The 25,962-nt window shown below is 70.6% G+C and carries 26 protein-coding genes; 13 read left to right on the forward strand and 13 right to left on the reverse strand.

What is annotated here, in order from left to right:
• Window positions 1-18 precede the first annotated feature (18 nt).
• From IE217_RS14830 to IE217_RS14840, 3 genes are all read left to right on the forward strand, one after another.
• On the forward strand, window positions 19-783 hold the full coding sequence (locus IE217_RS14830) for an ABC transporter permease (RefSeq protein WP_229865330.1): 765 nt from the start codon (window positions 19-21) through the stop codon (window positions 781-783).
• A 99-nt stretch (window positions 784-882) separates the two neighbouring features.
• Window positions 883-1,905 (forward strand): ABC transporter ATP-binding protein, encoded by a 1,023-nt coding sequence (locus IE217_RS14835; RefSeq protein WP_229865302.1) that lies wholly within the window; start codon window positions 883-885, stop codon window positions 1,903-1,905.
• A 10-nt stretch (window positions 1,906-1,915) separates the two neighbouring features.
• Window positions 1,916-2,674 carry a DUF1707 SHOCT-like domain-containing protein gene (locus IE217_RS14840; protein ID WP_190178322.1) on the forward strand — a complete coding sequence of 253 codons (759 nt, stop codon included), beginning with the start codon at window positions 1,916-1,918 and terminating at the stop codon, window positions 2,672-2,674.
• A 12-nt stretch (window positions 2,675-2,686) separates the two neighbouring features.
• Here IE217_RS14840 and IE217_RS14845 read toward each other — a convergent pair whose 3' ends face one another.
• Window positions 2,687-4,021, reverse strand: a complete 1,335-nt coding sequence (locus IE217_RS14845; protein WP_190178323.1) for an SGNH/GDSL hydrolase family protein — start codon at window positions 4,019-4,021, stop codon at window positions 2,687-2,689.
• A gap of 272 nt (window positions 4,022-4,293) precedes the next feature.
• Here IE217_RS14845 and IE217_RS14850 point away from each other — a divergent pair, with 272 nt between their 5' ends.
• Together IE217_RS14850 and IE217_RS14855 are read left to right on the forward strand one after the other, a co-directional pair.
• Window positions 4,294-5,628 carry a DUF445 domain-containing protein gene (locus IE217_RS14850; RefSeq protein ID WP_373298027.1) on the forward strand — a complete coding sequence of 445 codons (1,335 nt, stop codon included), beginning with the start codon at window positions 4,294-4,296 and terminating at the stop codon, window positions 5,626-5,628.
• 294 nt (window positions 5,629-5,922) lie between these two features.
• The gene (locus tag IE217_RS14855; RefSeq protein WP_190178324.1) at window positions 5,923-7,467 is read left to right on the forward strand and encodes an MFS transporter; all 1,545 of its coding nucleotides are present in this window, start codon (window positions 5,923-5,925) and stop codon (window positions 7,465-7,467) included.
• On the opposite strand, the gene IE217_RS14860 is transcribed toward IE217_RS14855, so the two are convergent.
• A complete protein-coding gene (locus IE217_RS14860; RefSeq protein ID WP_190178325.1) occupies window positions 7,439-8,131 on the reverse strand; it encodes a protease in 693 nt (230 codons plus the stop codon). The genes IE217_RS14855 and IE217_RS14860 overlap by 29 nt on opposite strands.
• A 114-nt stretch (window positions 8,132-8,245) precedes the next feature.
• On the opposite strand from IE217_RS14860, the gene IE217_RS14865 reads away from it, so the two are divergent.
• Window positions 8,246-9,220 (forward strand): GlxA family transcriptional regulator, encoded by a 975-nt coding sequence (locus IE217_RS14865; protein WP_190178326.1) that lies wholly within the window; start codon window positions 8,246-8,248, stop codon window positions 9,218-9,220.
• A 181-nt stretch (window positions 9,221-9,401) separates the two neighbouring features.
• Window positions 9,402-9,875: a carboxymuconolactone decarboxylase family protein gene (locus tag IE217_RS14870; protein ID WP_190178327.1), complete on the forward strand. Its 474-nt coding sequence runs from the start codon at window positions 9,402-9,404 to the stop codon at window positions 9,873-9,875.
• A gap of 93 nt (window positions 9,876-9,968) precedes the next feature.
• On the opposite strand, the gene IE217_RS14875 is transcribed toward IE217_RS14870, so the two are convergent.
• On the reverse strand, window positions 9,969-10,271 hold the full coding sequence (locus IE217_RS14875; RefSeq protein ID WP_190178328.1) for a hypothetical protein: 303 nt from the start codon (window positions 10,269-10,271) through the stop codon (window positions 9,969-9,971).
• A 221-nt stretch (window positions 10,272-10,492) separates the two neighbouring features.
• On the opposite strand from IE217_RS14875, the gene IE217_RS14880 reads away from it, so the two are divergent.
• Together IE217_RS14880 and IE217_RS14885 are read left to right on the forward strand one after the other, a co-directional pair.
• On the forward strand, window positions 10,493-10,912 hold the full coding sequence (locus tag IE217_RS14880; RefSeq protein WP_190178564.1) for an Hsp20/alpha crystallin family protein: 420 nt from the start codon (window positions 10,493-10,495) through the stop codon (window positions 10,910-10,912).
• 182 nt (window positions 10,913-11,094) lie between these two features.
• On the forward strand, window positions 11,095-11,580 hold the full coding sequence (locus IE217_RS14885) for a DUF2267 domain-containing protein (RefSeq protein WP_190178329.1): 486 nt from the start codon (window positions 11,095-11,097) through the stop codon (window positions 11,578-11,580).
• 721 nt (window positions 11,581-12,301) lie between these two features.
• Here the strand turns inward: IE217_RS14885 and IE217_RS14890 are convergent.
• The gene (locus tag IE217_RS14890) at window positions 12,302-12,832 is read right to left on the reverse strand and encodes a GNAT family N-acetyltransferase (protein ID WP_190178565.1); all 531 of its coding nucleotides are present in this window, start codon (window positions 12,830-12,832) and stop codon (window positions 12,302-12,304) included.
• A gap of 617 nt (window positions 12,833-13,449) precedes the next feature.
• On the opposite strand from IE217_RS14890, the gene IE217_RS14895 reads away from it, so the two are divergent.
• Window positions 13,450-14,307 carry a DUF6551 family protein gene (locus tag IE217_RS14895; protein WP_190178330.1) on the forward strand — a complete coding sequence of 286 codons (858 nt, stop codon included), beginning with the start codon at window positions 13,450-13,452 and terminating at the stop codon, window positions 14,305-14,307.
• Window positions 14,308-14,867: 560 nt separating this feature from the next.
• Here IE217_RS14895 and IE217_RS14900 read toward each other — a convergent pair.
• Window positions 14,868-15,071 carry a DUF397 domain-containing protein gene (locus IE217_RS14900; protein ID WP_190178331.1) on the reverse strand — a complete coding sequence of 68 codons (204 nt, stop codon included), beginning with the start codon at window positions 15,069-15,071 and terminating at the stop codon, window positions 14,868-14,870.
• Window positions 15,071-15,916: a helix-turn-helix domain-containing protein gene (locus IE217_RS14905; RefSeq protein WP_190178332.1), complete on the reverse strand. Its 846-nt coding sequence runs from the start codon at window positions 15,914-15,916 to the stop codon at window positions 15,071-15,073. The genes IE217_RS14900 and IE217_RS14905 overlap by 1 nt, the downstream gene beginning before the upstream one ends.
• Window positions 15,917-16,183: 267 nt before the next feature.
• Between IE217_RS14905 and IE217_RS14910 the strand changes: the two genes are divergently transcribed.
• Window positions 16,184-16,789: an ATP-binding protein gene (locus IE217_RS14910; protein WP_229865303.1), complete on the forward strand. Its 606-nt coding sequence runs from the start codon at window positions 16,184-16,186 to the stop codon at window positions 16,787-16,789.
• A 31-nt stretch (window positions 16,790-16,820) separates the two neighbouring features.
• Here the strand turns inward: IE217_RS14910 and IE217_RS14915 are convergent, their stop codons facing one another.
• From IE217_RS14915 to IE217_RS14940, 6 genes are all read right to left on the reverse strand, one after another.
• Window positions 16,821-17,060, reverse strand: a complete 240-nt coding sequence (locus tag IE217_RS14915) for a hypothetical protein (protein WP_190178333.1) — start codon at window positions 17,058-17,060, stop codon at window positions 16,821-16,823.
• A gap of 231 nt (window positions 17,061-17,291) precedes the next feature.
• Window positions 17,292-17,816, reverse strand: a complete 525-nt coding sequence (locus IE217_RS14920; protein WP_190178334.1) for a DUF6879 family protein — start codon at window positions 17,814-17,816, stop codon at window positions 17,292-17,294.
• 70 nt (window positions 17,817-17,886) lie between these two features.
• Window positions 17,887-19,185: a hypothetical protein gene (locus IE217_RS14925; RefSeq protein WP_190178335.1), complete on the reverse strand. Its 1,299-nt coding sequence runs from the start codon at window positions 19,183-19,185 to the stop codon at window positions 17,887-17,889.
• Window positions 19,182-19,445: a hypothetical protein gene (locus tag IE217_RS14930; RefSeq protein ID WP_190178336.1), complete on the reverse strand. Its 264-nt coding sequence runs from the start codon at window positions 19,443-19,445 to the stop codon at window positions 19,182-19,184. The genes IE217_RS14925 and IE217_RS14930 overlap by 4 nt, the downstream gene beginning before the upstream one ends.
• Complete coding sequence (locus IE217_RS14935; RefSeq protein ID WP_190178337.1) at window positions 19,442-22,168, reverse strand: SUMF1/EgtB/PvdO family nonheme iron enzyme; 2,727 nt, start codon at window positions 22,166-22,168, stop codon at window positions 19,442-19,444. The genes IE217_RS14930 and IE217_RS14935 overlap by 4 nt, the downstream gene beginning before the upstream one ends.
• Window positions 22,165-22,926, reverse strand: coding sequence for a class I SAM-dependent methyltransferase (locus IE217_RS14940; protein ID WP_229865305.1), 762 nt, complete (start codon window positions 22,924-22,926; stop codon window positions 22,165-22,167). The genes IE217_RS14935 and IE217_RS14940 overlap by 4 nt, the downstream gene beginning before the upstream one ends.
• A gap of 399 nt (window positions 22,927-23,325) precedes the next feature.
• Between IE217_RS14940 and IE217_RS14945 the strand changes: the two genes are divergently transcribed.
• Window positions 23,326-23,742: a VOC family protein gene (locus IE217_RS14945; RefSeq protein WP_190178338.1), complete on the forward strand. Its 417-nt coding sequence runs from the start codon at window positions 23,326-23,328 to the stop codon at window positions 23,740-23,742.
• Between the two features lie 152 nt (window positions 23,743-23,894).
• On the opposite strand, the gene IE217_RS14950 is transcribed toward IE217_RS14945, so the two are convergent.
• Window positions 23,895-24,926, reverse strand: coding sequence for an SEC-C domain-containing protein (locus IE217_RS14950; protein WP_190178339.1), 1,032 nt, complete (start codon window positions 24,924-24,926; stop codon window positions 23,895-23,897).
• Between the two features lie 167 nt (window positions 24,927-25,093).
• Between IE217_RS14950 and IE217_RS14955 the strand changes: the two genes are divergently transcribed.
• Window positions 25,094-25,921 (forward strand): class E sortase, encoded by an 828-nt coding sequence (locus IE217_RS14955; protein ID WP_190178340.1) that lies wholly within the window; start codon window positions 25,094-25,096, stop codon window positions 25,919-25,921.
• Window positions 25,922-25,962 lie beyond the last annotated feature (41 nt).

A 25,962-nucleotide genomic window follows, 5' to 3' on the forward strand; every position in this document is an offset into this window, starting at 1 on the left:
TACCGCCTGATCGCGGGCATGTGGGTGCGCTCCACGATGGCGTACCGCGCCTCCTTCCTCATGACGACCTTCGGCAACTTCGCGGCGACCGCCCTCGACTTCGTCGCGATCCTGCTGATGTTCTCCCGCGTCGGCGCGCTCGGCGGCTACCCGCTGCCCGAGGTCGCCTTCCTTTACGCGCTGACCAGCATCTCCTTCGGTCTCGCGGACCTGGCGATCGGCTCGATGGACCGGCTGGGGCGGCGGGTGCGCGACGGCACCCTCGACACCCTGCTGGTGCGCCCCGCGCCGGTGCTCGCGCAGGTCGCCGCCGACCGCTTCGCGCTGCGCCGGCTGGGCCGGGTCACGCAGGGCGCGCTGGTGCTGGGCTGGTCGCTCACCCGGCTCGACGTCGACTGGACGGCGTCCAAGCTGCTGCTGATGCCGGTGGCGATGGTGAGCGGCTGCGGGATCTTCTGCGCGGTATTCGTGGCCGGCGCCGCCTTCCAGTTCGTGGCGCAGGACGCCTCCGAGGTGCAGAACGCCTTCACCTACGGCGGCACCACCCTGCTCCAGTACCCGCCCACGGTGTTCTCGAAGGAGCTGGTGCGCGGGGTGACGTTCGTACTGCCGCTGGCCTTCGTCAACTGGCTGCCCGCGCTGTACGTGCTGGGGCGGCCGTATCCGCTGGACCTGCCACGCTGGACGGCGTTCGCGCCGCCGCTCGTCGCGCTCGCCTGCTGCGCGCTCGCGGGGGCCGCCTGGCGGGTGGGCCTGAGGTCGTACCGGAGCACGGGGAGTTGAGACCGCGGTACGGGAGCCGGGACCGCAGCACGCAGTACGGGAGTCGGGGCCGCAGTCCGCAGTACGCGGTAAGGGGAGTCGAGGAGGGAGACGGCGGCGATGGTGACGGCGACGGAAGCGGCGGCCAAGGGCGACGGTGAGGGTGAACGCCCGCCCGGCGAGGGTGTGTTCATCGAGCTCGACCGGGTCGAGAAGGTGTTCGAGGTGCGCAGGAAGACCGGCTTCCTGCGGCGCGAGCGCCGGCAGGTGCGCGCGGTCGACGCGCTGTCCTTCACCGTGGCGCGCGGCGAGATGGTCGGCTACATCGGCCCGAACGGCGCCGGGAAGTCCACCACGATCAAGATGCTCACCGGCATCCTCACCCCGAGCGGAGGCCGGCTGCGCGTGGCCGGCATCGACCCCTCCCGCGAGCGCACCCGGCTCGCACGGCGCATCGGCGTGGTGTTCGGCCAGCGCACGACCCTGTGGTGGGACCTGCCGCTCATCGACTCCTACCGCCTGATGCACCGCATGTACCGCATCCCCGACGCCCGTTACCGCGCCAACCTCGACCGCTGCGTCGAACTCCTCGAACTGGCCGACCTGCTGGACGTCCCCGTACGCCAGCTCTCCCTCGGCCAGCGCATGCGCGGCGACATCGCGGCGGCCCTGCTGCACGACCCCGAGGTGCTGTACCTCGACGAGCCGACGATCGGCCTGGACGTGGTCAGCAAGGCCAAGGTGCGCACCTTCCTGCGCGACCTGAACGCCGAGCGCGGCACAACCGTGCTGCTGACCACGCACGACCTTCAGGACATCGAGCAGCTGTGCTCCCGCGTGATGGTCATCGACCACGGGCGCCTGATGTACGACGGCCCGCTCGCCGGGCTGCACGAGGCGGCCGAGGGCGAGCGCACCCTCGTCGTCGACCTGGAGCGCGAGCTGCCGCCGATCGAGGTGCCGGACGCCCGTGTCGTGCGCGTGGAGGGCCCGCGGCAGTGGCTGGCCTTCCCGGCGGCCGCGTCGGCGGCACCGCTGGTGGCCCGGATCGCGGAGAGGTACCCGCTGGTCGACCTGTCGGTGCGCGAGCCGGACATCGAGGCCGTCATCGCGAAGATGTACGCGGGCAAAGCGGTCTCGTAGGCTGCTTCCCATGACGGAGGAACTCCCGGAGCTTCGCGCTTCCGACGCCGATCGTGAACGAGTCGCCGAGCACCTGCGGGACGCCCTCGCGGAGGGCCGTCTCGACATGGCGGAGTTCGAGGAGCGGCTGGAGGCGACGTACAAGGCGCGCACCTACGCCGAACTCGCCCCGATCACCCGGGACCTGCCTGTGCCAGGGGTGAGCGCGCCGGCTGTGAACATGGTCAAGCAGCCTGCGGAGGACGGGAGTTGGCCGGGCCGGATGGTCGGCGGCGAGGGCTCCTCGTCGTGGGCCGTCGCCGTCATGTCCGGGTTCCAGCGCAAGGGGCGCTGGACCGTGCCCAAGCGGTTCAACTGCTTCGCCTTCTGGGGCGGCGGCGAGATCGACCTGCGCGAGGCGAACTTCGCCGACCGCGAGGTCGAGATCAACTGCGTGGCGATCATGGGCGGGGTGCAGGTGATCGTGCCGCCCGGCGTCGAGGTGGTCGTGCGCGGGATCGGCGTGATGGGCGGCTTCGACCACCGCGAGGAGGGCACCCCGGGCGAGCCCGGCGCCCCCCGCGTGATCGTGACCGGCTTCGCCTTCTGGGGCGGGGTGGGGATCGAGCGCAAGCTCACCAGGGCCGAGCGCGACCGCTTGAAGGAGGAGCGCCGCCAGGAGCGCCTGGACCGCCGCGCGGAGCGCCGGGAACTGCAGGCGTCCCGCCGCGAGGAGCGCTGGGAGGCGGCCCGCGACCGCCACCGCTACCGCCACGGCCGCCGCCCCTGAGCCCCCGCGCGGCTACAGCTGCGCGCGCCCCGCGCCGTTCAGCAGGGTCAGGTCGAACGCCTGCGCCATCCGGCCGAACCCGGCGTCGCTGGGGTGCAGGTGGTCCCCGCAGTCGTAGGCGGCCGCCAGGTGCCGCGGGTCGTGGGGGTCGCGCAGGGCGCGGTCGAAGTCGACGACCGCGTCGAACACCGTGCCGGCCCGGATGCCGGCGTTGACCCGCTGCCGTACGGCCTCCCCGGCCGGGCTGTAGCCGCGGTGGCCCTCGAACGGGGTGAGGGTCGCCCCCACGGCCTTCAGGCCGCGCGCGTGCGCCTGCCGGACCAGCTCGCGCAGCCCGCCGAGGATGCGGTCCGGGTCGGCGGTCCCGGGGGCGCGCAGGATGTCGTTGATGCCGAGGTCGATGACCACGGCCTTCACGTTCGTCCGCTCCAGCACGTCCCGCCGGAAGCGGTGCAGCCCGCTGGGGTTGCCCGCCGGGCGCCCCGGCCCGTCCGCGAGCACCTGGTTGCCGCTGATGCCCTCGTTGACGACGCTGTAGCGCGGCACGTCCTGCCCGGCCCGCACGGCGTCCCACAGCCGCCGGGACAGCACGTCGGGCCAGCGCCGGTTGGCGCCCGGGGTCGAGGAGATGCCGTCGGTTATCGAGTCGCCGAAGGCGACGACCGTGCCGGCCGTGTCCTGGCCGAGCACGTCGAGCGCGGTCAGGTAGCGCCAGTACCGGGTCCGCTCGGTGTACGGCGCCCCGGTCACGTCCTCGGTGCGGTCGCCCGGTGCGGCGTACGAGATCTGCTGGGCGTGCGGGTGGTAGGTGACCGGGCCGGACGGGGTGGGGGAGTAGGTGGTGACCAGGACGTCGCCGTCGTCCGGCACGGCCACGCGGACCGCGTCGCTCATCGCCTGCCCGCCCGCCGGTATGACGACGGTGGGGGCGCCGGCGAAGGTGAGCCGCCGCATGGTGCCCGGGGCGGCGGCAGCGGTGCCCGGCCGGGCGGCCAGGGCCAGGGACGCGTGGGTGACGGTCAGCGGCGAGCTGCCGTAGAGGTTGGACAGCGTGACGCGGGCGCCCGTACCGGCGGCGCTCGTGTGCACGACGTTGCGCACCGAGCGCCCCGCCATCCCCAGCAGCGAGGTGCCCGGCTCGGCGGAGGCCGGCGAGGTGGCCCAGGCGGCGGCCCAGGTGCCGGTCGAGACGGGGGCGGCGGACTCCCGGCCGGCCCGTCCGGCGCCGTACGGACCGACGGCCGCAGAGCCGTCGCCGGACGGGGTCCCGGCCCACACGGCGGCGACGACCGCCGTGGCCAGGGCCACGAGCGCGGCGAGCAGGGCGTAACCGTGACGCCTGGTCATGCCGATGTGATTCCCCTCCACAGACGGGAGCCCCGAAAGCCCCGATCCGACGACCACATGATGCGTCATGAGGCCGGGGCGTTTGACAGGACCCTGCCCACACCGCCCTCGGGGACAGACACCGGGAACTTACTTTCTGTTCCAGGAGTCGGTCAGGAAGGGACAATTGTGTGCGGGATCACCGATCGGGGGACCTCACCGAGCGGGACCTCACCAATCGGCCCTTCACCGATCGGCATCACCCCGCGGCACCACCGAGCGGACGGAGTGGGATGGAACGAACGACACAGGCCGGCCCCGAAGCCACGGACGCCGCCGCCGTCCCGCAGGCCTCGCACCGCGCGATGAACGTCTTCAGCCCCGCCGACGAGGAACGCCGTCGCGGGGTGCGCCGCATGAAGCTGACCGCGACCGGCCTCCTGCTCCTCGTGGCGGTGGTCTACGTCCTCGCCAAGTGGGGCCAGCACGCGGGCGCCGGCGCCTGGGCGGCCTACGTCGCCGCGGCCGCCGAGGCCGGCATGGTCGGCGCGCTCGCCGACTGGTTCGCCGTCACCGCGCTCTTCCGCCACCCCCTGGGCCTGCCCATCCCGCACACCGCGATCATCCCCACCAAGAAGGACCAGCTCGGCGTGTCCCTCGGCGAGTTCGTCGGGGAGAACTTCCTCTCCGGGGACGTCGTACGCCAGCGGCTGCGCGCCGTGGGCATCGGCAGCCGCCTCGGCGCCTGGCTCGCCGTGCCCGAGCACGCCGACCGGGTGACGGCGGAACTGGCCACCGCGCTGCGCGGCGCGCTGACCGTGCTGCGCGACTCCGACGTCCAGGCGGTCGTCGGCGAGGCCATCACCCGCCGGGCCAACTCCCAGGAGATCGGCCCCGGCCTCGGCAAGATGCTGGAGAAGATCGTCGCCGACGGCGGCCACAGACGCGTCGTCGACCTCGTCGTCACCCGCGCCCACGACTGGCTGGTCCTGCACAGCGACTCCGTGATGGACGCCGTGCAGGGCGGCGCGCCCGGCTGGACGCCGAAGTTCGTCGACCGCAAGGTGGGCGAGCGCGTCTACAAGGAGCTGCTGCGCTTCGTCACCGAGATGCGCGACATGCCGGGCCACCCCGCGCGCGGCGCCCTCGACCGCTTCCTCGGCGACTTCGCCGCCGACCTCCAGTCCGACAGCGAGACCCGGGCGCGTGTGGAGCGCCTCAAGGGCGAGGTGCTCGGCCGCGGCGAGGTCCAGGACCTCATCGCGTCCGCCTGGACCGCCGTACGGTCGATGATGGTCTCCGCGGCCGAGGACGAGCGCAGCGAGCTGCGCCTGCGGGTGCGCGCGTCCCTGCTCTCGCTCGGCGCCCGGATGGCCGTCGACCCCAAGGCGCAGGGCAAGGTGGACCGCTGGCTGGAGGGCGCGGCGGTGTACGTGGTGACGACGTACCGCAAGGAGATCACCTCCCTGATCACCGACACCGTCGCCGGCTGGGACGCCGAGCACACCACCCGCAAGATCGAGGCCCACATCGGCCGGGACCTCCAGTTCATCCGCATCAACGGCACGGTGGTCGGCTCGCTGGCGGGCCTGGCGATCTACGCGGTGTCGCGGGCGCTCGGGGCGTAGGGGGCGGGGGCGGCAGGCCGCGGGCTGCGGGCTGCGGGCCGGCGCGGGTGCGTATGGCGCGGTGCGGGCGCGGGCGCGGGCGCGTACGGCGCGGTGCGGGCGCGGGTGCGTATGGCGGTGGGGTGCGGGCGCGTACGGCGGCACGGGCGCGTATGGCGGTGAGGCACGGCTGTGCACGGCGCTGCGGGCGCGTACGGCGGCCTAAGCCGTACGGCCCAACGCGCCCCGCGCAGGGCGTGATCCACGCGCTTCGGGGGAACCCGCTTGGCGTTCCGCTCGAGGAGGAGGGAGCCCATGACCACCGCTGAGGCCGAGACGGGCCGTACCGTGACCACCGACATCCCCGCCAGACTCGACCGCCTGCCCTGGTCCCGCTGGCACTGGACCATCGTCATCGGTCTCGGCACCGTATGGATCCTGGACGGCCTGGAAGTCACGGTCGTCGGCAACATCGCCAGCCGTCTCTCGGAGCCCGGCAGCGGCCTCTCGATCAGCTCCGGCCAGGTCACCGGCACGGCGGCCGCGCTCTACGTGGCGGGCGCGTGCACCGGCGCACTGTTCTGGGGGCGGCTGACCGACCGGTTCGGCCGCAAGAAGCTGTTCATGATCACCCTCGCGGTGTATCTCGCGGCCACCGCGCTGACCGCGATCAGCTTCGACGCCTGGTGGTTCTTCCTCTTCCGGTTCCTGACCGGCTTCGGCATCGGCGGCGAGTACGCGGCCATCAACTCCGCGATCGACGAGCTCATCCCCGCGAACTACCGCGGCCGCGTCGACCTGATCATCAACGGCAGCTTCTGGGTGGGTGCGGTCGGCGGCTCCCTGCTGTCGATCCTCGCGCTGAACACCTCCCTCCTCGCCGCCGACGTCGGCTGGCGGCTGACGTTCGCGCTCGGCGCCGTCCTCGCGCTGGTCATCCTGCTGGTGCGCCGGCACGTCCCGGAGAGCCCGCGCTGGCTGCTGATCCACGGCAGGGACCGCGAGGCCGAGGAGGTCGTCACCGGCATCGAGCGTCAGGTCGAGCGGGAGAAGGGCGAGGCGCTGCCCGAGCCGCACGGCGAGATCACCATCCACCAGCGCCGCAGCGTCAGCTTCGTCGAGATCGCCCGCACGGTCTTCGCCGACTACCGCCGGCGCAGCATCCTCGGCTTCTCCCTCTTCATCGGCCAGGCCTTCCTCTACAACGCCATCACCTTCGGCTTCGGCGCCATCCTGACCAAGTTCTACGGCATCCCCTCCGACCACACCGGCTACTACTTCGCCGTCATCGCGGTCGGCAACTTCCTCGGCCCGCTGCTGCTGGGCAGGCTCTTCGACACGGTCGGCCGCCGGGTGATGATCTCCTCCACCTACCTGCTGTCCGGGCTGCTCCTGTTCGGCACCGCCTGGCTCTTCGGCAACGGCTCGCTGAGCGCCACCACGCTGACGGCCTGCTGGTGCGTGGTCCTCTTCTTCGCCTCGGCCGGCGCCTCCAGCGCCTACCTGACGGTCTCCGAGGTCTTCCCGATGGAGACCCGCGCGATGTCCATCGCCTTCTTCTACGCCCTCGGCACCGCCGCGGGCGGCATCAGCGGCCCGCTGCTGTTCGCCGACCTCACCGGCACCGGCAAGACCGGCGACACGGTCCTCGCCTTCCAGATCGGCGCGGGCCTGATGTGCGCGGCGGGACTGGTCGCCGCCTTCCTGGCGGTCAACGCCGAGCGCCGCTCCCTGGAGGACATCGCCAAGCCGCTGACCGCGGTCACGCAGAAGGCGAAGGCGGTGACGGCACGCGGCCGCGACGGACGCGGCGGCCCCGGTGGCCGGGACGTCACGCCCCCGTCGTCGAGCCCGGCCTGACGATCATCAGGACCGTCACCGCGGCCCAGAGCAGGTTGAACACCCCGGTGGACATGGCGAGCCGGACGGTGTGCCGACGGGTCACGGTGACGGTGCCCGGCACGGTTGCCGCAGTGACGGCGACCCCGGCGACCCCGGTGACCCCGGCCGCCCTGGTGGCTCGGTCGGCTGCGTCGGTCCCGGTGACCCCGGCGGCCCCGTCGGCTGTGGTGGCTCCGTGAGTCCTGGAGGCCTTGTCGGCTTCGGCGGCTCCGGCGCCCCCGTCGGTCTCGCCGCTCGCTGCGGCGGCGGGGCCGTCCACGGCGGCCTCGGGCAGCAGCCCCCGTACCACCGCTTCCTGCCGCGGCAGCACGAGCACGACGAGCACGGCCGCCGCGAGCGCGGTCAGCACGATCGACGCGATCAGCCACGCGTCGCCCAGCACCCCCATGTTCTTCGCCGTGGCGAACCCGAACACGGGGACGACGACGCCGACGACGGCGTACACCCGGCAGATCCGGTGCAGCAGTTCCACCGTCGCCACGGCGTCCGCCGCCCGCGGGCCGCCGGGCGGCGGGTCGAGCGCGCGGCGCGCGGCGGGCGGGAACATGCTGGCGGCGACGGTGACGGGCCCGACCGCGACGATCGCGGCCAGCACGTGCACGGCGAGGAGGAACTTGGTCACCCGCCAGACCGTAGGCGGGCCGGCGGCACCGCAGGAGTGGCGAGAGTGCCAGGTATCGACGGATTCCCGCCACCCACCCCACGGACCGCCAGAGCCTGTGCCTACGCTCCCGCCATGCACACCGTGGCCGTCCTGGCGCTGGACCAGGTGATCCCGTTCGACCTCTCCGCCCCCGTCGACACCTTCGGCTGGGCGAGGCTGCCCGACGGCCGGGAGCTGTACGACGTACGGGTCTGCTCGGTGGCGGCCGAGGTGAGCGCGGCCGGCGGAGCGTTCACGGTCAGGGCGCCGTACGGCCTCGAGACCCTGGCGGAGGCCGACACGATCGTCCTGCCCGGAGCGGCGGACCCGGCCGCGCCCCTCCCGCCCGAAGTCGCGGAGGCGCTGCGCGCTGCGGCCGCCGCCGGCACCCGCATCGCCTCCGTCTGCGTCGGCGCCTTCGTACTCGCGGCCACCGGCCTGCTGGACGGCCTGCGCGCCACGACCCACTGGGCGGCCGCCGACGCCCTCGCCGAGCGCCACCCGGAGGTGACCGTCGACGCCAACGTCCTGTACGTCGACAACGGCCAGTTCCTCACCTCGGCGGGCGCGGCGGCGGCGCTGGACATGTGCCTGCACATGATCCGCAAGGACCACGGCTCGCAGGTCGCCGGGCACGCGGCCCGGATGTCGGTCATGCCGCTGGAACGGGAGGGCGGCCAGGCCCAGTTCATCGTCCACGAGCTGCCGCCGGCCCCGGCGGGCGCCACCCTCGAACCGCTGCTGCGGTGGCTGGAGGCCAACTGCGACCGCGACCTCGCCCTGGAGGAGATCGCCGCCCGCGCGGGCATGAGCACCCGCACCCTCAACCGCCGCTTCCGCGAGCAGACCGGCACGACGCCGTCGCGGTGGCTGCACCGGGCGCGGGTGCGGCGCGCGCAGCACCTGCTGGAGACGACGCCGTACCCGGTGGAGCGCATCGCCGCCCAGACGGGCTTCGGCTCCCCGACGGCGTTCCGGGAACGCTTCCGCAGGGTGGTGGGCACGAGCCCGAGGGCGTACCGGCAGTCGTTCCAGGCGGCCGATCAGGTGAGACCCAGGTCACACTGATCGCCCCCGCGGCCCTGTCACACGGACCGGCCGGCCTCCGTCGTACTTGCGTAACGCCGATCAGCAGCCGCGAGGCAAGCGAAGCCGAGCGAGCCGAGCGAGCACGCGAAGCCGAGCGAGCACGCGAAGCCGAGCGAGCCGAACCAGCCGAGCGAAGCCAAGCCGCCAAGGAGCAGCCACGATGGAAGCCCGTCTGAACGTCTTCGAGAACAACGTCACGGCCAAGTTCTTCCGCTACATCAACTCCGCGGGCAAGGTCCTGTCCGACTCGTCCCTGCCCGCCGCGACCCAGGAACTGGTGAAGATCCGCGCCAGCCAGATCAACGGCTGCGCCTTCTGCACCGACATGCACACCAAGGACGCCACGGCCGCGGGGGAGACCGCGCAGCGCCTGCACATGGTCGCGGCCTGGAGGGAGGCGAAGGTCTTCACCGACGCCGAGCGCGCCGCGCTGGAGCTGGCCGAGGAGGGCACCCGCATCGCGGACGCGGCGGGCGGTGTCAGCGACGAGGTCTGGGCGAACGCCGCGAAGCACTACGACGAGGAGCAGCTGGCCGCGCTCGTCTCCCTCATCGCCGTGATCAACGCCTACAACCGCGTGAACGTCCTGGTCCGCCAGCCGGCGGGCGACTACCAGCCGGGGATGTTCGGCTGACCCGCGGCCGGGCGGACGGCCAGGCGGACGTACGGACGGACGGCCGGGCCTCGCGCGGCCCGGCCCGGCCAGTTGCCACTGCCTCCCGCCGGGTCACTTCCGCCGGTCGGCGACGGCCCAGGAGGCCAGCGCCACGGCGCCGGCGACCCCGAACACGGACGGCCAGGCGCCCACCTTCTTGGCCAGCGGGTGCGACCCGGCGAACGCGGCGACGTACGCCGCCGTCAGCGCACCCGCGGCCTTCCCGCCGGCCCGCTGCCGCCACTGCTGCGCGGCGGCGGCCCCGGCGACCGCCAGCACGGCCCCGCCCAGCGGCCGCTTCCTGGTCCAGCGAGCCACGCCGTACCCACCGACCAGCCCGCCCGCCGCGACCACAGCGCTGGGAACCCTAGCCATCGATGCCTCCTATAAGTCCCTACGTCCTCATTGGACCCCATGCACCCCATGAGACCCACGGACCCTGTGCCACCCCATGGACCCCATAGACCCCATTGACACTACGCGCGCCCCACTTGCGAGCGCAGACCTGAGCCGTAGCTTGTCAACTTTCATCCGCCGAGCTATATAAGAAGGCGTAGGGCATCGCAACCAGTGCCACCTGAGAGGAGTGACCCGTGATGCTCATGCGCACCGACCCGTTCCGCGAGTTCGACCGCATCGCGCAGCAGGTCTTCGGCCCCGCCCGCCCGGGCCAGATGTCCATGGACGCCTACCGTTCGGGCGACGACTTCATCGTGCACATGGACATTCCGGGCGTCGACCCGGAGACCATCGACCTCGACGTCGAGCGGAACGTCCTCAACATTCGTGCCGAGCGCAGGTCCCCCGCCCCGGAGGGCGCGGAGCTGATCGTCGCCGAGCGGCCCACCGGCACCTTCACCCGCCAGCTCTTCCTCGGCGAGACCCTCGACACGGAGCGGATCGACGCCTCCTACGAGGCCGGCGTCCTCACCCTGCGCATCCCGGTGGCCGAGCAGGCCAAGCCGCGCAAGATCCAGATCACCGGCGGCAGCGAGCGCAGGCAGATCGGCTCCTGAGCCGCGACCGCGACCGACGCGGCCCATCACACCCCGGCGTTCCGCGGACGGACACCCCCTCCCGCCCGCGGAACGCACTCACGTACCCCGACGGCACTCGCACGTACCCCGACGGCACTCGCGTACCCGGACGGCGCTGACGTACCCGGACGGACGGACCTTTGGCGGAGGAGGCCCGCACCATGACGGTGACTGCACACCACCCCATGACCACCATCACGCGTGAACCGAAGGCGAGTTGGGCTGCCTTCACGGAAAGGGTGAGGGAGAACGGCCAGTACCGCACGAGAGTGGAGGCGGAACAGGTCGCCCGGACGGTCCTCTCGGCGCTCGGCGGCCACGTCACGGGAGACGAGCGGGTCGAACTCGCCGCCGCCCTGCCGGAGGAGGCGGCGAGGGTGTTCGCCTCGCAGATCCCCGCCGTCCGCCCGCTGACGGCGGCCGAGTTCGTCGACGCCGTCGCGGCCCGCATCGAAGGCTCCACCACGGCCACGGCCCGCTGGGACGTCAGCTCGGTGCTGAGCGTGGTGGCCGACCTGGTGGACGAGGACCTGACGCGACGCGTGATCGCCCAACTCCCGCCGGGCTACGCCTTGCTGTTCGGCAGGGCGCAACTGGTACCGGCGGCGGGCGGCCCGGACGGCCCCTGTACATGGCCCAGCAATTAGTCCAAGAATCAACCGAACTGAGAAACCTCAAATGTTGATCAACGAGGTTGAACCAGGCGACGCGCGCTCAATAGATTTCCAAGCGCACAAGGCGCCGCTGACCACGGCGCCGGACCCGCTCCGCGCACCGCTCAGCGAACAGCAACAGGGGGAACGAGCCGGCACGCCAGGCTCGCCCGCCAGCACTGCTCGGCACGCCCACTCCAGGAGTGACCCCGCGTAAGCCGACACTCAGGGGGGTGCCGGACACGCGGTTTCGTCCCCTCTATGACGACGCTCCACAGGCACGCCAGAGCAGCGCTGACGACCGCTCAACTGTGCGGAACACGCACGGGGCACGCACCAGGAACAGGTCCCGAGCGGCAGCTGGGTGAGGATGCCAAGCACCCCCACCCAACCACCGCCCGGGACCTGCCCCGGGGACCTACCCCCATCCGATGACCACCCCACCCAAGCCCCCCCCCACAACCCGCAGCCGGCCACGAGTCCCCGCCCGGCACATGGCACCCCGCCGCCCCACCCCTGAGGCCGCCCGGCCAGGACCCACCCGCGGTGGAGGGGCGTGTGTCAAGAGTGAAGCGAAGCGCAATCGGCGAAGCTGACGCCCGAAGGGCGCTCTTGACTCACACCCCGCAACCGCCACACTCCGCAAAACCGGGCGGCCTTGGGCACCAAGTCAACTTGGCTAAATACGAGGCGCCTTACGGCGCTGACGGCAACCTCAGCGATTGCCCAGGTCGAGCAGCAACACATCATGAAGCGCTGCCCATTCCCAGGGCCGAGCCTCCCCGACCTTGCAATACCCCCAGGCATGGTAAGCAACCAAAGCGGCTCTGCTCTCAGGGTGAACGTTGAGGATCACTCTCTCAACCTCCAGCCCACTGAGCAGAGCCTCGTGCAGCCGCCGCGCGATGCCTTGCCTGCGCCACGGCCCTCGTACAGCGAGTTCCATGAGCCCGAAGGTTCGGTGCCCGTCTTCCCGCCGCACGTCGTCGGCCACGGACTCGGTCAACTGGTCCCACCAGCCGGAGCTCGGACCCAGGGGATATCCGTACGCCATACCAACCGGTTCGCCGACGACCTCGGTCCGAGCCAGAGCACCGCGAAACGTCGGCTTGCGAGTCTGAGAGCGAAAGCGCCGGAAGGCCGCAGCGACGTCATCCTCCGTCTCGCGGTAAGGAGCCTCCGAAAAGACCTCGGCGTAGACGAGTCGGAACTCCCCCTCGGCCGCTGCGGAAGCCCTCCCCTCCAACCCCTCCACGGTGATGCCGGGTTGTTCCTTTATGTCACGCTCCCCAAGACCGTCATCCGAATGTGCTCACCGCACTCGCGGGCCACGGCGCTGTCGACCTTGATGATCGCTTGCCTGAAATCGCGAATCCTGGCCGGAAGGCGTGGAGATGAGATGCCACTGCATGTCGTACACCTGCGAGCTTCACTCGGTAGGAGGCGCTGTTGCTGGCGAGGCCTTCGCTGATGCCGAGAATGGCTCGTAGAAGGCGCCACCACGCGCCTGGGCTGCTTGGCGCACGACCCGCTACGCTTCGTCATCCGGGGAGTGCTTCTCTCAGTGCGATGAACAGGGCCTTCGGTAAGCCGAGCCCCAGCTCAGAGGCACTCTTCGCTTATTTGATCACTCCCGAACGGTCCATCGGGAAAGCCCGAGGTTCACGAGTCGTGCGGTTCGGAAGTCATCGGCACTGCCGCCAACTCCAACGCGGGGATGCTCTGTCTGAAACAGTAAACTTCACTGCCGTAAGACTCAGTTGCCCGATAGTATGATCACTGATTAGTCGCCGTCTCCCGCATTCGGGAGCTGACATGTGTCGCCGTCGCCCCCACTGGGGTGCTGACACAGGAGGAGAAGCCTTGCCCGGCAAGGACTACAGCTACGACATCCCGGACCATCCGATCAAGTACATCAAGGTTGATCCGAGGAGCATCAAGTTCGACCCCCGTGCGCAACGCAACCTTAACAAGGCCCGTGCGCAAGCCATCGCCGAGAAGCTGGTCCCCACCGCCCTCGGGACGCCGATCGTCTCGCAGCGGGAGGACGGTCTGTATGCGGTGGACGGCATGCACCGCGTCTACGCCTGCCAGCTCATCCTCACAGGGAAGATCTCGGCCTCGGAGGAGGTTCGCGACGCTGTTCAGGCCATCACCTGTGAGATCCACTCCGGCCTCTCGATGGCCAACGAGGCGTCGCTGTTCATCATCAAGAACAAGGAGTCCTCGAAGGTCGGGCCGAACGACGAGTTCAGGATCGGTGTGTTGGCTGGGCACCCGCTCTTCCAGGACACCAACACCGTCCTGGAGAAGCACCAGCTCAAGGTTGGCAGCAGCAGCGTCAACGGCGTGCGCGGCATCAAGGGGATCCTCAGCATCGTCATGGAGCACGGTCCCGAGGCCCTGGACCTGTCGCTCACCATCGCTGAAGATGCCTGGGGCCGCACTCCCGACACCTGGCACTCCGTCACTATCGGAGGCATCGCCACGGTGATGTCCAAGCACTCCGATGTGCTGAATCCGCAGGAGTTGGCGCAGAAGCTCAAGCGCCAGGGTGATCCCACATCTTTCAGGGCCAAGATTCAGACCATCGCTACCAACAACAACACTCGCCACGACGGCACCAAGGGTCGTCTCAAGGCCGCTCACTTGGCCGTTGCGTCCGCCTGGAACGCCAACCGCCGCGTCAACCGCATCCCTGTCCCGAACATCTTCGAGTAGCCCCAGCAGACACGGGTGCCCCACCCCTTAGTTGCGGTGCTGGACGCCACGCCTTCTCGGCTCGCATCCGTTAACTGAGACCGTCGACCGAATGGGCGGCAACCTGCGGAGGATGCCGCCCATTTGCTTGGCCTAGTCAAAGCTGGAGGCCGTGGAGGGGATCGTGCCCGCGTAGCTTGCTTTGCAGGCGAGCCCCTGAACCACTCGAGCACACGGCCGTGTGATGAGACCGTAGTTGCGGGAGCCGGTGGGGCGACGTGATCGCTGCTACATCACTTGGTGGGCCACGACCAGACGGACAGGGGTGGGCGGCGTGCTGGACAGCGCTGGGCCTACTCCGGAGTGCGCCGCCTACTGTCACCGTCCTGCGGCCTGGACCGCCAGGCCTGATGGCAAGGAACTACACGTCGAACACCCGGACATTTAGGCTCCCTTCAGGCGACGATAACCGGGGCCAAAAGGCTCACAGCCTCTCGATGTGGCTCTGCTGTTTGTCGTCCTGTTGGATGCGCACACGGCGACCAGATACACGGGGCTGTCTCTCAGGGCCTCGAGAAGCCCTATCTGTGAGCGAGTTGGGTACGGTGTGCACCAGCCACGAAGCCCGTCCATGCTTCCGTTGACACGCTGAGATGGGGATGCCCGGGTCGCTTGGAGTCCCGCACGAGCACGCCGGATGGGACGAAGGCGGCCTCTACGCACTCGGTCCCACTGCCGCCGCTGTAGGAGGACTTGAACCAGTGCACTTCCGCCGACGTCACCATCAAGGCTCCCTGCTAATCCGTTCAATGAGTTCAGCGGAGGACTCGAAGTCGAGTGCCTGTGCGCTGAGATATTCGAACGCCAACCTATAACGCTCCAGCTCCGGCGGCTTCTCCATGAACAGGCCACCGCCGATGAGATCTACGTACACCACGTCGAGTTCGGGAGCTTGCCCACGGAGGACGGCGAAGCTGCCAACGGCCGCTGCGTGCGCGCCGCATGCGAACGGCAGCACCTGGAGGGTGATGCGTGGGCGTTCGGACAAAGCCAGCAAGTGCTCCAGTTGGTGCCGCATGACCTCTCGGCCGCCCACCTTCCGCCGGAGCGCTGCCTCGTCGATCACGCACCAGATGTGTGGTGGTTCCTCGCGGCCCAACAACTCCTGCCGCTTCATGCGGATGTCGACCATGTGCTGGACCTCGCGCTCGGGGCACTGCACCTCCGAGGCTCGGTGCACGGCTTCCGCGTACGCGCGAGTTTGCAGCAGGCCAGGTACATACATGCAGGCGTAGTGGTCCTCACGCACCACTTCGTCTTCAAGGGTGAGCATCAAGTTCATGGACTCGGGGATGGGGTCGGCCAGTGAGCGCCACCAGCCCTGGATCCTCGCTCCCTTGGCGAGATCGACTAGCGCCAGGCGCTCTTCGTCCGACGCTCCGTACTCACGACAGAGCGCGTCGACGGCCGGCCACTTGACCGCGCCTTCCTTCGTCTCGTAGCGGCTGAGCGTCGCCTTGGAGATACCGACGCGTGCTCCGGCTTCCTCCAGGGTCAGCCCCTTGAGTTCGCGGAGGCGGCGCAGGTCAGCGCCGAGCTGCCGCCTTCGAGTGGTGGGTCCAACTGCCATGCCAACGGCCCTTCCTGAGGTCGCCTAGATCGTCGCTGTCTCTCGGTCACACGGCAAGGTGGTGCACGCCGGGGGCGCGTGCGATGGTGTCGCGCTCCCAATCCAGCCTTGTGAGAGTTTCATTTTGAGAGTTTCACTGCAACTCTGAGTGTGTGGCTGAAAGCGGAGGGCTCTGAGTGGTCAGAGTCTGTGGAGTGAGCCCAGGAAGTGGAGCAGGGCATGGACTGTACGGGGTGTACACCGAAGGGGCCGTGGGACGTCGAGTTCATGGCTGAAGCTGAGGAAGTAGCCGCCCTGCGGCGCATGCTGAGACTTCAGTTGGCGCTCTGGGGCCTGCAAGAACTGAGCGACGTAGCGCAGTTGTGCGTCAGCGAGCTTGTCGCCAACGTCATCAAGCATGTCGGGCCTGGGACGCCGACCACACTCGCTGTCTCCATGAGGGGCACGCACCTGCGTATCGAGGTGCGCGACCCCGACTCCCGCGCCCTCCCCACGTTGGCCGAGGCGGGGCCGGAGGCGGAGTCGGGCAGAGGGTTGGCGCTCATCGACTCCATTGCTGAGCGCTGGGGCGTCGAACTGACCGCAGACCGCAAGGTCACTTGGTGTGAGTTGGGCACGAGCGCGGCTGGTGCCAACGGGCACCATGTGCCTTCTGGTGTCAGACGAGCCGCGGAAGTGCTCCGCTACTACGGCAATGTGGCGAAGCACCCGCAGGGCGCGGCTTCTCAACGGCTCGCTGCGGCCATGGCCGAAGAAAGAGTGATCAAGCTGATCGCCGATCTCCTGCACTGGCTGAGCACGCACGGCCAGGACGCGGACGGCGTGCTCGACCGGGCCCAGGCCTACTTTGAGGCCGAGGTCGCGGCGCACTGATGACGAGTACCGCGCGACCCGAGCGCCAAAGTCAGGGGTGGAGACCAGGGAAAGCCTCCTGAAGGACCCTGAGCAGGTTCCGGGCCGCGTCGTCATCGAGTTGGATGCTCTGGCTGATCTTTCCGTGGATCTGTCGTTCCTCAGATCCGTAGGTGTCCAACTGCAACACGCGCCGACCGTTCACGGTGAACGTACGGTAGCCACAAGTCACCGGACCGTGCAGCTTCTGAGTGTCGGAAGACACCTGCTGGAATTCTCTGATCAAAGCCATGGGCACACTTTTACCTGAGTTGGCAGCGCACCACCAAGGGGGCGTTCGGCCCGGGCTGGGGCGTCGTCCGGTCACGGCGTTCTGCGTCTGGACACCTCGGACTCGTACTCATCAGTGCGCTCGCGCCTGGTCGGTCACACCCGCGTCCCGGAGCTGGTCGGCGTCCGCGTTGCGGGCGGTCTGGACGATTGATGGCGGGGACGCGGGCATGTGCTGAACGCTGATATCGGCCTACTGGACCTCGTAGTCTTCGTGCGGCGTCGCGCGTTCCCAGACGGCGTCGAATGCCGACGCGCACAGCTTCGCGACTTCGGGACGCTCGTCCAGCTCCGGGCCGGCCGAACCGCCGTCACCTGTGAAGTGGTTCCACATGATCACGCGCCTGTCGAAGAGCCAGAAGTCGTTCGCGGGGAGCGCGAGGTCCGATGCCTTCCGGCGCGGGAGCCAGCGGACCAGTTCCCCGGCCGCCAGGTTCTGGTAGGTGCAGGCGTGTTCGTAGCGGATGTAGTCGCTCACCGGTTCGGACACGATCCGGGCCCGGCGGAACACGACCCCTCTGGCCGTCGCGTCACGGACCCAGGTGTGGAAGTCGTTCCACCACGTGGCCGGGTCAGGGTCGGGCCGCCAGCCGGAACGCCACCTCTCGAACTCGGCCGCCTCCTCACCGATTCCGTAGGAGTTGCGCATCTCCAGGTGAACGGCTGAGTGGTACGTGTTGGCGAGCAGGTCAGTGAACGCCAAGTCGGTCTGCGACAACACTTGCCTCCCTGAGCACGGGCACTATGCGGCGGGGCCTACGACTTGGTGGCCACTATGTGGGGAAGCCCTACCGCCCGCTCTCCCCGCCCCGCAACGAGGACAACACCAACCTCCCGTATCGCGTCGTAAGCGCCGCCACGGTCGCCGCGACCGACAAGCCGAGGCCCACGCAGAGGTGGGCTACCGACTGGTCGCCGAGGACCTGGAGGATGCCCAGGGCTGTGCCGAGGGGGAGGCCCAGGATGGTGAGGACGCCCAGGGCGCCGCTGATCTGCTGGCTCTCCTGGGTCTGGACGAGGCGGCTGTAGTCGGCGGCCTCGGCGAGGATCTCGGTGAAGCGGGCCGGGAGGCGGTGCTGGTTCTGGAAGGCGAGCAGGAGCTCGTTGGCGGGGCCGTGGGCGGTCAGGTGCTGGCGCCAGTAGCCGCTGCGGAAGAGGGCGATGCTGCGCTCCAGGGTGGCGACGCGGCGAGCCAGGCGTCGAGGGGAGGCGGTGAACACATCCGACAGTTCGTCGGTGAGTTCGTCGATGTGGTCGCGCTGGAGGGAGCCGAGCAGCAGGGCGTCGAGGTAGACGGTACGGGAGTGCAGCGCCCCGAACTCGAAGAAGTCGCCCTCGCCCGTGTCGGGCCGGTGGCCGAGGAAGGCAGCGCCCTGCCGTAGCACCAGGGCGCTCCAGTCCGCGGAGATCCGTACGGCCCCCTTGAGTTCTGCGGCGGCGGTCTCCGGGGCCAGAGGGAAGTCCGCCGAGTTGGAGCGGGAAGCCAGCTGCCACAGCCAGCGGTCGGCCGTAGCGGGCACCTCTTCCTCCGGGCTGACGCGGAGGGCGGGGGTGTGCCGGTCCGTCGGGGTCAGGAAGGCGATCGTGTACGGGCGGGCGAGGGCGAAGGGTGTGGCGGAGTCGCGTACGTCGGCGATCCCGGCGAGGAGCGCGGCCGGGTCGAACGGGCCGGTGAGGCCGGGCACCGGCTCGTCGTCCGCGGCGGGCCGTCGGCCGGCGAGGGACCGCAGGACCGGCAGCAGCGGTCGCTCCACGGTGAAGTGGAGTACGGCGAGGGCGTGCTCGGGGTCGCGGGCGGTGGCAGCACGGAGGAGTTCCAGACCGAGCAGGCGCAGCCCGTCATGCTTGACGTCGAGCGGCAGGTGCCAGCGCCGTGGCCGTCCGAGAGCGCCGTAGAGGGCACGGGCGGAGGCCGGGGTGAAGTACGTCGACCTGGTCGGCGCGTCCGTACGGCGGCTGCCGAGCTCGAAGGGGAAGGGGCCCTCCGGCCAGCCGGGAGCGCTGCGGAGCCGGGCGGGCAGGACGACGGTCAGCTCCTGCCGGGCGCCCGTGACATCGTCGAGGCGTGGTACCTCGTTGCCGGTCACCGGTAGTACGCCGCCGGGTCGGGCTGGTCGAGGCGGATGACGAACTCCGCGCGGTCGGGACTCTCGGGGGAGATGTGGAAGCGGACCCGTTCACCGGTGCGGATGGTGCGGAATCCCTCGGTCACGATCTGCCGGTAGTCGAAGCTGTAGTACCGCTCCTCCTCCTCGTCCCGGACGATGTAGGAGCCCAGTGCGCCGCTTGCTCCGCCGCCGCTCGGCCGGCGGTCGACGATGGTGCCGTGCCGTGGTCCGCCGCTCATGCCGTCGTCGTTCCTTCCGTCGCGCTCGTGCCGGCTGCCGGCGTCGTGGCGGGGCCGTCCACCGGGTCGACGTCCTGTACGCAGCGGAAGCCGACCGCGTTGCTTCCGCCGCGCTTGCGGTAAAGGCCCTTGGTGCTGGTCTGCACCGCGCGCATCGGGTTGTCGTAGCTGCCGCCGCAGATGACGGCCTCGGCGGGGTCGTCCAGGCTCGTGGAGGTCCACTCCCAGCAGTTGCCCACCATGTCCCGCACGCCGAACGGGGAACGGTTGCCGGGACGTTCGTCGGAGGGGGTCGCGCCGGCGCGGCGGACGGCGTCGCCTGCGAAGTCCCGGTACCACGCCTGGTAGGTCACGACGGGATGCCCGACCCAGGCGTCGGCGCAGTTGACGCGGCTGGTGTCCGGGGCGTCGCCCCAGGGGAAGAGGCGTCCGTCGGCGCCGCGTGCGGCCGCTTCCCATTCGAGAGCGGTCGGCAGCCGCTTGCCCTCGAACGCGGCGAAGGCGTAGGCGCTCCACCAGTTGACGCAGATCGCCGGGTGGTCGTCGTAGCGCGGGTTCTCGTAGTAGTCGCGGTGGCGCAGCCGGTCGGTCCACGGGCGGTGGGTGACGTGCGCCGGCTGGTCGGGGTGGTCCCAGCGCGATGTGCCGTCCGCGTCGAGCGCGTCGAGGAAGCGGCGGTAGCGTGCGACGGTCACGGCACGGCGGTCGAAGCGCACGGGGCGCTCGACGCGGCGGATCAGCAGCCGTTCGGCCGGCCCGACCACGTAGGCCCCGGCGGGCAGCACGCAGTCGTCGCGCGTGTCGCCGGCGTCGCCGGACAGGCCCGCGAGGAAGGCGCGTACCTGTTCAGTCAGGAAGGCGCCGCCGGGGATGTCCGCGGCCGCGTCCAGGTTGGCCGGGTCGCTGAGATACCGGGCAGCCAGCAGTTCCTGGTACGCGGTGTGCACGAAGGCGACGTGGTCCGGCCCCGCGGGGCGCAGCAGCGGGGCGAGGACGCAGGCCGCCGGGTCGAGGCGTCCGCCCGTGAAGGCGTCGGCACCCAGGACGCGGTGCAGGTCGAGCAGGGAGAAGACGGTCCGGTCGGCGAGGAACGGCCGGCCGAGCGCGGCGGGCAGGCGCCGCTCCAGGTCCGGCCGGCCGGCCTCGGCGAGCGTTCGCGTGATGTGGGCGCCCAGGATGTCCGCGAGCGGCTGCCCCAAGGGGAGGCCGAGCCGGGTGGTCAGCCGCCTTTCCAGCGGGGTCGCCTCGGGCTCGGTCAGGCGTACCACGTGGAAGTGCGGGACGCGGGACGGTTCGATGCCGTTCGCGTACATCTGCTCGACGAGTTGTTCGGACCGTCCGGCGCCGTTGTCGAGCAGTTGGCGCACCTGGGGTGAGTCCGCGAGGAAGGAGACCCTGGAGCTCATGACGACGGCCGACTCGGCGGACAGCACGGCCGCGAGATCGGTGAACAGGCGCAGGAACCCGGCGGCGCTCGGTTCCTCGACGCCCTCGTCCACGGCGTCGAGCACGCACAGGGCGGTCCCGGAGCGGATCAGGTAGAGGAAGAGGTCGTACGCGCGGGAGCGGTCCGAAGGGGCCATGGCCGGGGCGAGGAGGCGGGCCGCGTACTCGGAGAAGGGCTCGTCCTTCGGCTTGAGGCCGAGGTCGAAGTAGAAGCGGAAGCGGCGGATGCCGGGGTCGGTGGCCAGGGCGCACAGGAGGGTGCTCTTGCCGCTGCCCGGCCGGCCGGTGACGAGGATGTTGGCGCTTCCGCGTGCGAGCCGGGTCAGGAGGCCCGCCGCGTCACCCGACTCCGTCACCGTCTGCTCGCCGGTGCGCGGGTCAGTGGTCAGGGCCGTGGCGGCGACGGCGAGTCGCGGTTGCGGCGTGGTGCCGTCGGCGACCTCCTCGACGGTGTTGCCGGTGAGTCCGGAGAGGTGGATGTCGAGGCTGACGACGGTGTCGACGAAGCCGTCGTACCGCACGATCCGGAAGTCGGTGCCCAGGAGTTGGTGGAGAGCACCGGAGCCTCCGCTCCTGCCGTCATCGTCCACGACGACGAAACGGGTGAGTTTGGGCAGCCGGGTGCGCAGCAGTTCACCTCCCCGCGAGGCGAGGACGGCGCCCAGGTCGTCGGCGTCCCGCGAGAGCATCAGCTCCACGTATTCGAGCCGGATCCCCGACTCCCGGCAGAACAGCAGGTACACGGTGTCCGGGCTGAGGACGAAGCGCTTGGCCTGCCGGTAGCCGAGGGTGACGTGGAGCCCGGCCAGGAATTCGCAGCGGCGTGCCACCTCAGGCGCGAGATCGGGTTCCCCGCCGAGCAGGGCGGCGCTGCCGGTGTCGGTGAACCAGACCAGCACGTCCACGAGTCGGCGGACCGCGAGCAGCCCGTCCTCGTCGCTGATGTCGTAGCCGTCGTGGGTGGAGCGGTTGCGCAGGCGCCGGATGTCGTCGAGCGCGTCGAGGACCGTGCTGCTGCGGATGTACGGACGGCAGCGCTTCACGAGGTCGTTCAGCGCCTTGGTGGCAGGGTCGCCCTCGACGTCGTGGTGGCGCCACAGTTCTTTGAGGAGCTTCTCGGTCAGCTTGCCTACGAGCGCGACCGCGTTCTCGGGATAGCCGTCGTTCAAGGACCGTAACGGGCGCTCCAGGTCGAGACCGAGACGGTCGGCGATCCGCGAGTGGTCGTCCAGCTCCCTGCGCAGCCGCCGCAAGCGCTCGTCCACCACGGTGCTCACGCGCTCTCCTCCGGTCGTCGGCCGAGGACGAAGGCGAACCGGTCGGGAAAGACCAGGACGGGCTCCGGGTGGGCGGCTCGCATCTCCTCGACGCCCTTCTGGATCTCGGCGTCGGTGAAGGTGGAGAGCAGGGACATGTAGCGGGCGCGGACCATGCCGAGGTACTTGTCCCGGTCGATGCGCAACTCGTGCTGCACGTGGTCGAGCCGGGTCTCGAGTCCCGCGTCTCTCAGATGTCCCTGGATGACGGCCGGGTCCGGCTGGAGTTCCTCGAAGCGGGCGAGGGCGGCCGCGAACAAGGGGTACTGGATGGTGGCGGGAAGCATGACCACCAGGAGCCGGCCGCCGGGAGCCAGCCGGCCTGCGAGGCCTCGCAACGTGTGCGCGGGGTCGGCGACGTGGTGCACCGACTCCTTCAGCCACATCGCGTCGAGTCGCTCGTACGGAAGGCGCGTCCGGCCTTCGGCGATGTCCTCGGCGGACGCGACGACCGGCGTCAGCGTGGGCGGAGGCGGTGTGCCGAGCCCGCGCAGCATCGCTTCGGAAGGGTCGACGCACAGGACGGGCCGGCGGGGTCGTAGCTGCCGGGCCACTTCCCTCGCGAACAGACCTGTGCCCGAACCGATGTCCGCGATGCGGTCGGTGGGACGGAGTTCCAACGCTTCCGCGATCCGGGCGGACATCCATGGGATGTACTCGGGGCCGTAGACCCAGTGCTCGTCGTAATCGGCTGCGAGCCCGTCATAGTGATCTCGCACCTCGCGCCGCCCCACGGTCCCCCCGCGTCTCACCTGGTGTGCCGTCACAGTCCACCCCGCAGGTTATCGCGGGTGTCGGTGCGGCGACAGTGCGTAACGCGACACCGGCTCCGCACGCGCGGGCGCGTGGTCGCACGCGGCTGCCGCAGCGGGTGGCGCCCTCCCCGTAACCCGGAGAGACCCCCAACGCTCACGCTCGTACGGTCAGTTAGTGTCGGCTGCCTCTTGGCTTGGGCTGGGGGTGCGTGACGCTTCGTGGCCGGAAAGGTCTGCTTCCTCGTAAGGCGCCTCGACGGTGTGGGCGCTGCTGTTTAGGGTCGTGCGCGCGCATCGCGTGTCGGTCACCGGCTGGGTGAGGCATGGAGGTGCCGTGAGGTGCCTTGCGGAGGCATTCCACACATGTCAGTCGAGTTGAATCACACCATCATCCATGCCCGGGACAACCGGGAGTCGGCCGAGTTCCTGGCGCGCATCCTGGGGCTTGAGGTCGGGACCGAGTGGGGTCCGTTCGTTCCCGTGGCCACCAGCAACGGGGTCACCCTGGACTTCGCCGCCGTCCCGGCGGAGTCGATCGTCATGCAGCACTACGCGTTCCTGGTCTCCGACGCGGAGTTCGACGCGGCCTTCGAGCGTATCCAGCAGGGCGGTGTCACGTACTACGCCGATCCGCATCTGAAGCAGCCTGGAGAGATCAACCACCACCACGGTGGACGCGGCCTGTACTTCCTGGATCCGGCCGGGCATGGCATGGAGATCATCACGCGTCCCTATGGCAGCCATGAGCGGACACCGGCGGCTTCGTCGACGGCTTCATGAGGCAGCGGCAGGTCAGGGCGGCGCCTGGCCTGCCGGTGTATCGGCTCCACCTGTTCCGCCGACCTCGTTGCGGAGCCGGGCCCGGCCGGTGGCCGCGCTCGTGCTCCGCTTCGGTGCTGACTTGTTCGCGTGGGTGCCGGTCTGCCGGTGGCTCAGTCGGTTGCCGTAGGTGTGGGGACTCCGTGGCAGTCGGTGTAGGGGCGGTTCGAGCCGCACCAGCAGGACTCGCCTCGCTGGGGTGGCCACGGGACCGCGCGGCCCCTGGCCGCCAAAGTCGTCGCGTACTGGGGCAGGAGGGCCGGGTCGGACGGGGAGGTGCCCTCCGAGGCCGCGAAGGCCTCGTAGGAGGGGACCGTGCCGGTGACGATGCCCAGGTTGGGGGTGCCGGAGGCGGACAGTTCGCGTAGGGACGCCTCTATCGTCGCCAGGTGGGCCTCGTGGGAGGGGTACTCCGCAGCGAGGTCGCCGTACGCCGTGAGGAGTTCGGCCAGTTCCGGCGCCGGCCAGTGCAGGACGGCTACCGGGAAGGGGCGCGAGAGGGCCTCGCGGTAGGTGCCCAGCTCCGCGCGCAGGCGGGCGATCTCCGCCTCCAGCTCCGCCGGGTTCTCCGAGCCGAGGGACCAGACCCGCTTGGGGTCGTGGAGCTCGTCCAGGGAGACCGGGGAGGAGTGCAGGGTGTCGGCGAGCATGTCCCAGTCGTCGTGGGCCGCGCCCAGCATGCGGCGCACCCGGTGGCGGCCGAAGAGCAGCGGATGCGTGGCGTACGGGGGCTGCTCGGCGTCGGCCAGCAGCAACTCCACGGCCTCCGTGAAGGTCTTGTGCGCCGCCTCCAGCTCGTCGTGGGTCTCCAGTGACTCCGCGACGATCACCCAGGGGGCCGGGTCCCTGGGCGCGGTGGCCCTGATTCCGTCGATGATCGCCCTGGCCTCCGCCTCGTGGTCGTACTCCCACAGGTTGGCGGCCTTCAGGGCGCGGATCAGGTGGGGGTTCTCCAGGCCGTCGGGGGACGACAGCAGGCGGTCGTAGAGCGTCGTCGCGGCGGGGCGGTCGCCGGACAGTTCCAGGTGGGCCGCGGCCCGGAGGAGCAGGGCCTCGGCGTCCTCGGGATACAGGCCTGCGGTCCGCTCCAGGCGGGCGGCTTCGGCGGTGTGGTCGACGTTTTCGGCGGGCGTGTCGGGGCGCATGGGGGACACCGTACTGCCGGGCGGCGACAACAGTCAGGTATCTGCAGGCCAGGGGGACGGGAGGGACGTCGTTCTCCGCCGGCTTCCGGCCCTCGGTGCGTATGGCTGGCAACCTTCGGCCGCCGCTCGTATGGTGCGCCGGGCCGAGGCGGGAGGAGGGCGGGCGTATGCGGGTTCCCGTCGTGCAGCACCGGACCCGGCGGAGGCGCGCGCTGCGGCGGCGGGCGCTGTGGACCGGGGGCGAGGTGCTCCTCACCGCGGGGGTGCTGCTCCTGCTGCTGGTCGTCCACCAGCTGTGGTGGACCAACCGGGAGGCGAGGCAGGGGGCCGCGCGGGAGGTGCGGGCCCTGGAGCGGGAGTGGGGGGTGTCCCGCGCGGGTGGGGCGGCGCGGGGAGCGCCGGCATCGGCGGCATCGGCGGCGGGGGGTGACTCGGGGGCGTCCCGTGCCATCGGCGGGTCCGGTGCGTCCGGTGGGCCGGCGGCGGGTGGTGGCGGCCAGGGGTCTGCGCCGACCGCCGTGTCCGGGCCGCCGCGGCCGGACTGGTCGCAGGCCTACGCCGTTCTCGTCATCCCCCGTCTCCACCTCCGCGTGCCCGTCGCCGAAGGGGTCGGACGCCAGGACGTGCTCAACAAGGGGTACGCCGGTCACTACCCCGGCACCCAACAGCCCGGACAGGCGGGCAACTTCGCGCTCGCCGGGCACCGCAACACGCACGGCGAGCCCTTCCGGTACCTCGACCGGCTGCGACCGCGCGACCTCGTCGAGGTCGAGACGCGCACCGCCGTCTACGCCTACGCCGTCGACCAGGTCCTCCCGCAGACCTCGGCGCGGGACGACGGGGTGATCCGGCCCGTGCCCAGGAGCCTGGTGAGGCCCGCGTACGGATACCGGAGCCCCGGCTGCTACGTCACCCTCACCACCTGCACCCCGGAGTTCACCTCCCGGTACCGGCTCGTGGTCTGGGGCACCCTCACCTCGATGCGGCCACGATGACCGCGCCGGCCGTGGCCAGGACCGCGGCCAGGACCGCGGCC

This window comes from Streptomyces naganishii JCM 4654 (assembly GCF_014650575.1).
GTDB lineage: Bacteria > Actinomycetota > Actinomycetes > Streptomycetales > Streptomycetaceae > Streptomyces > Streptomyces naganishii.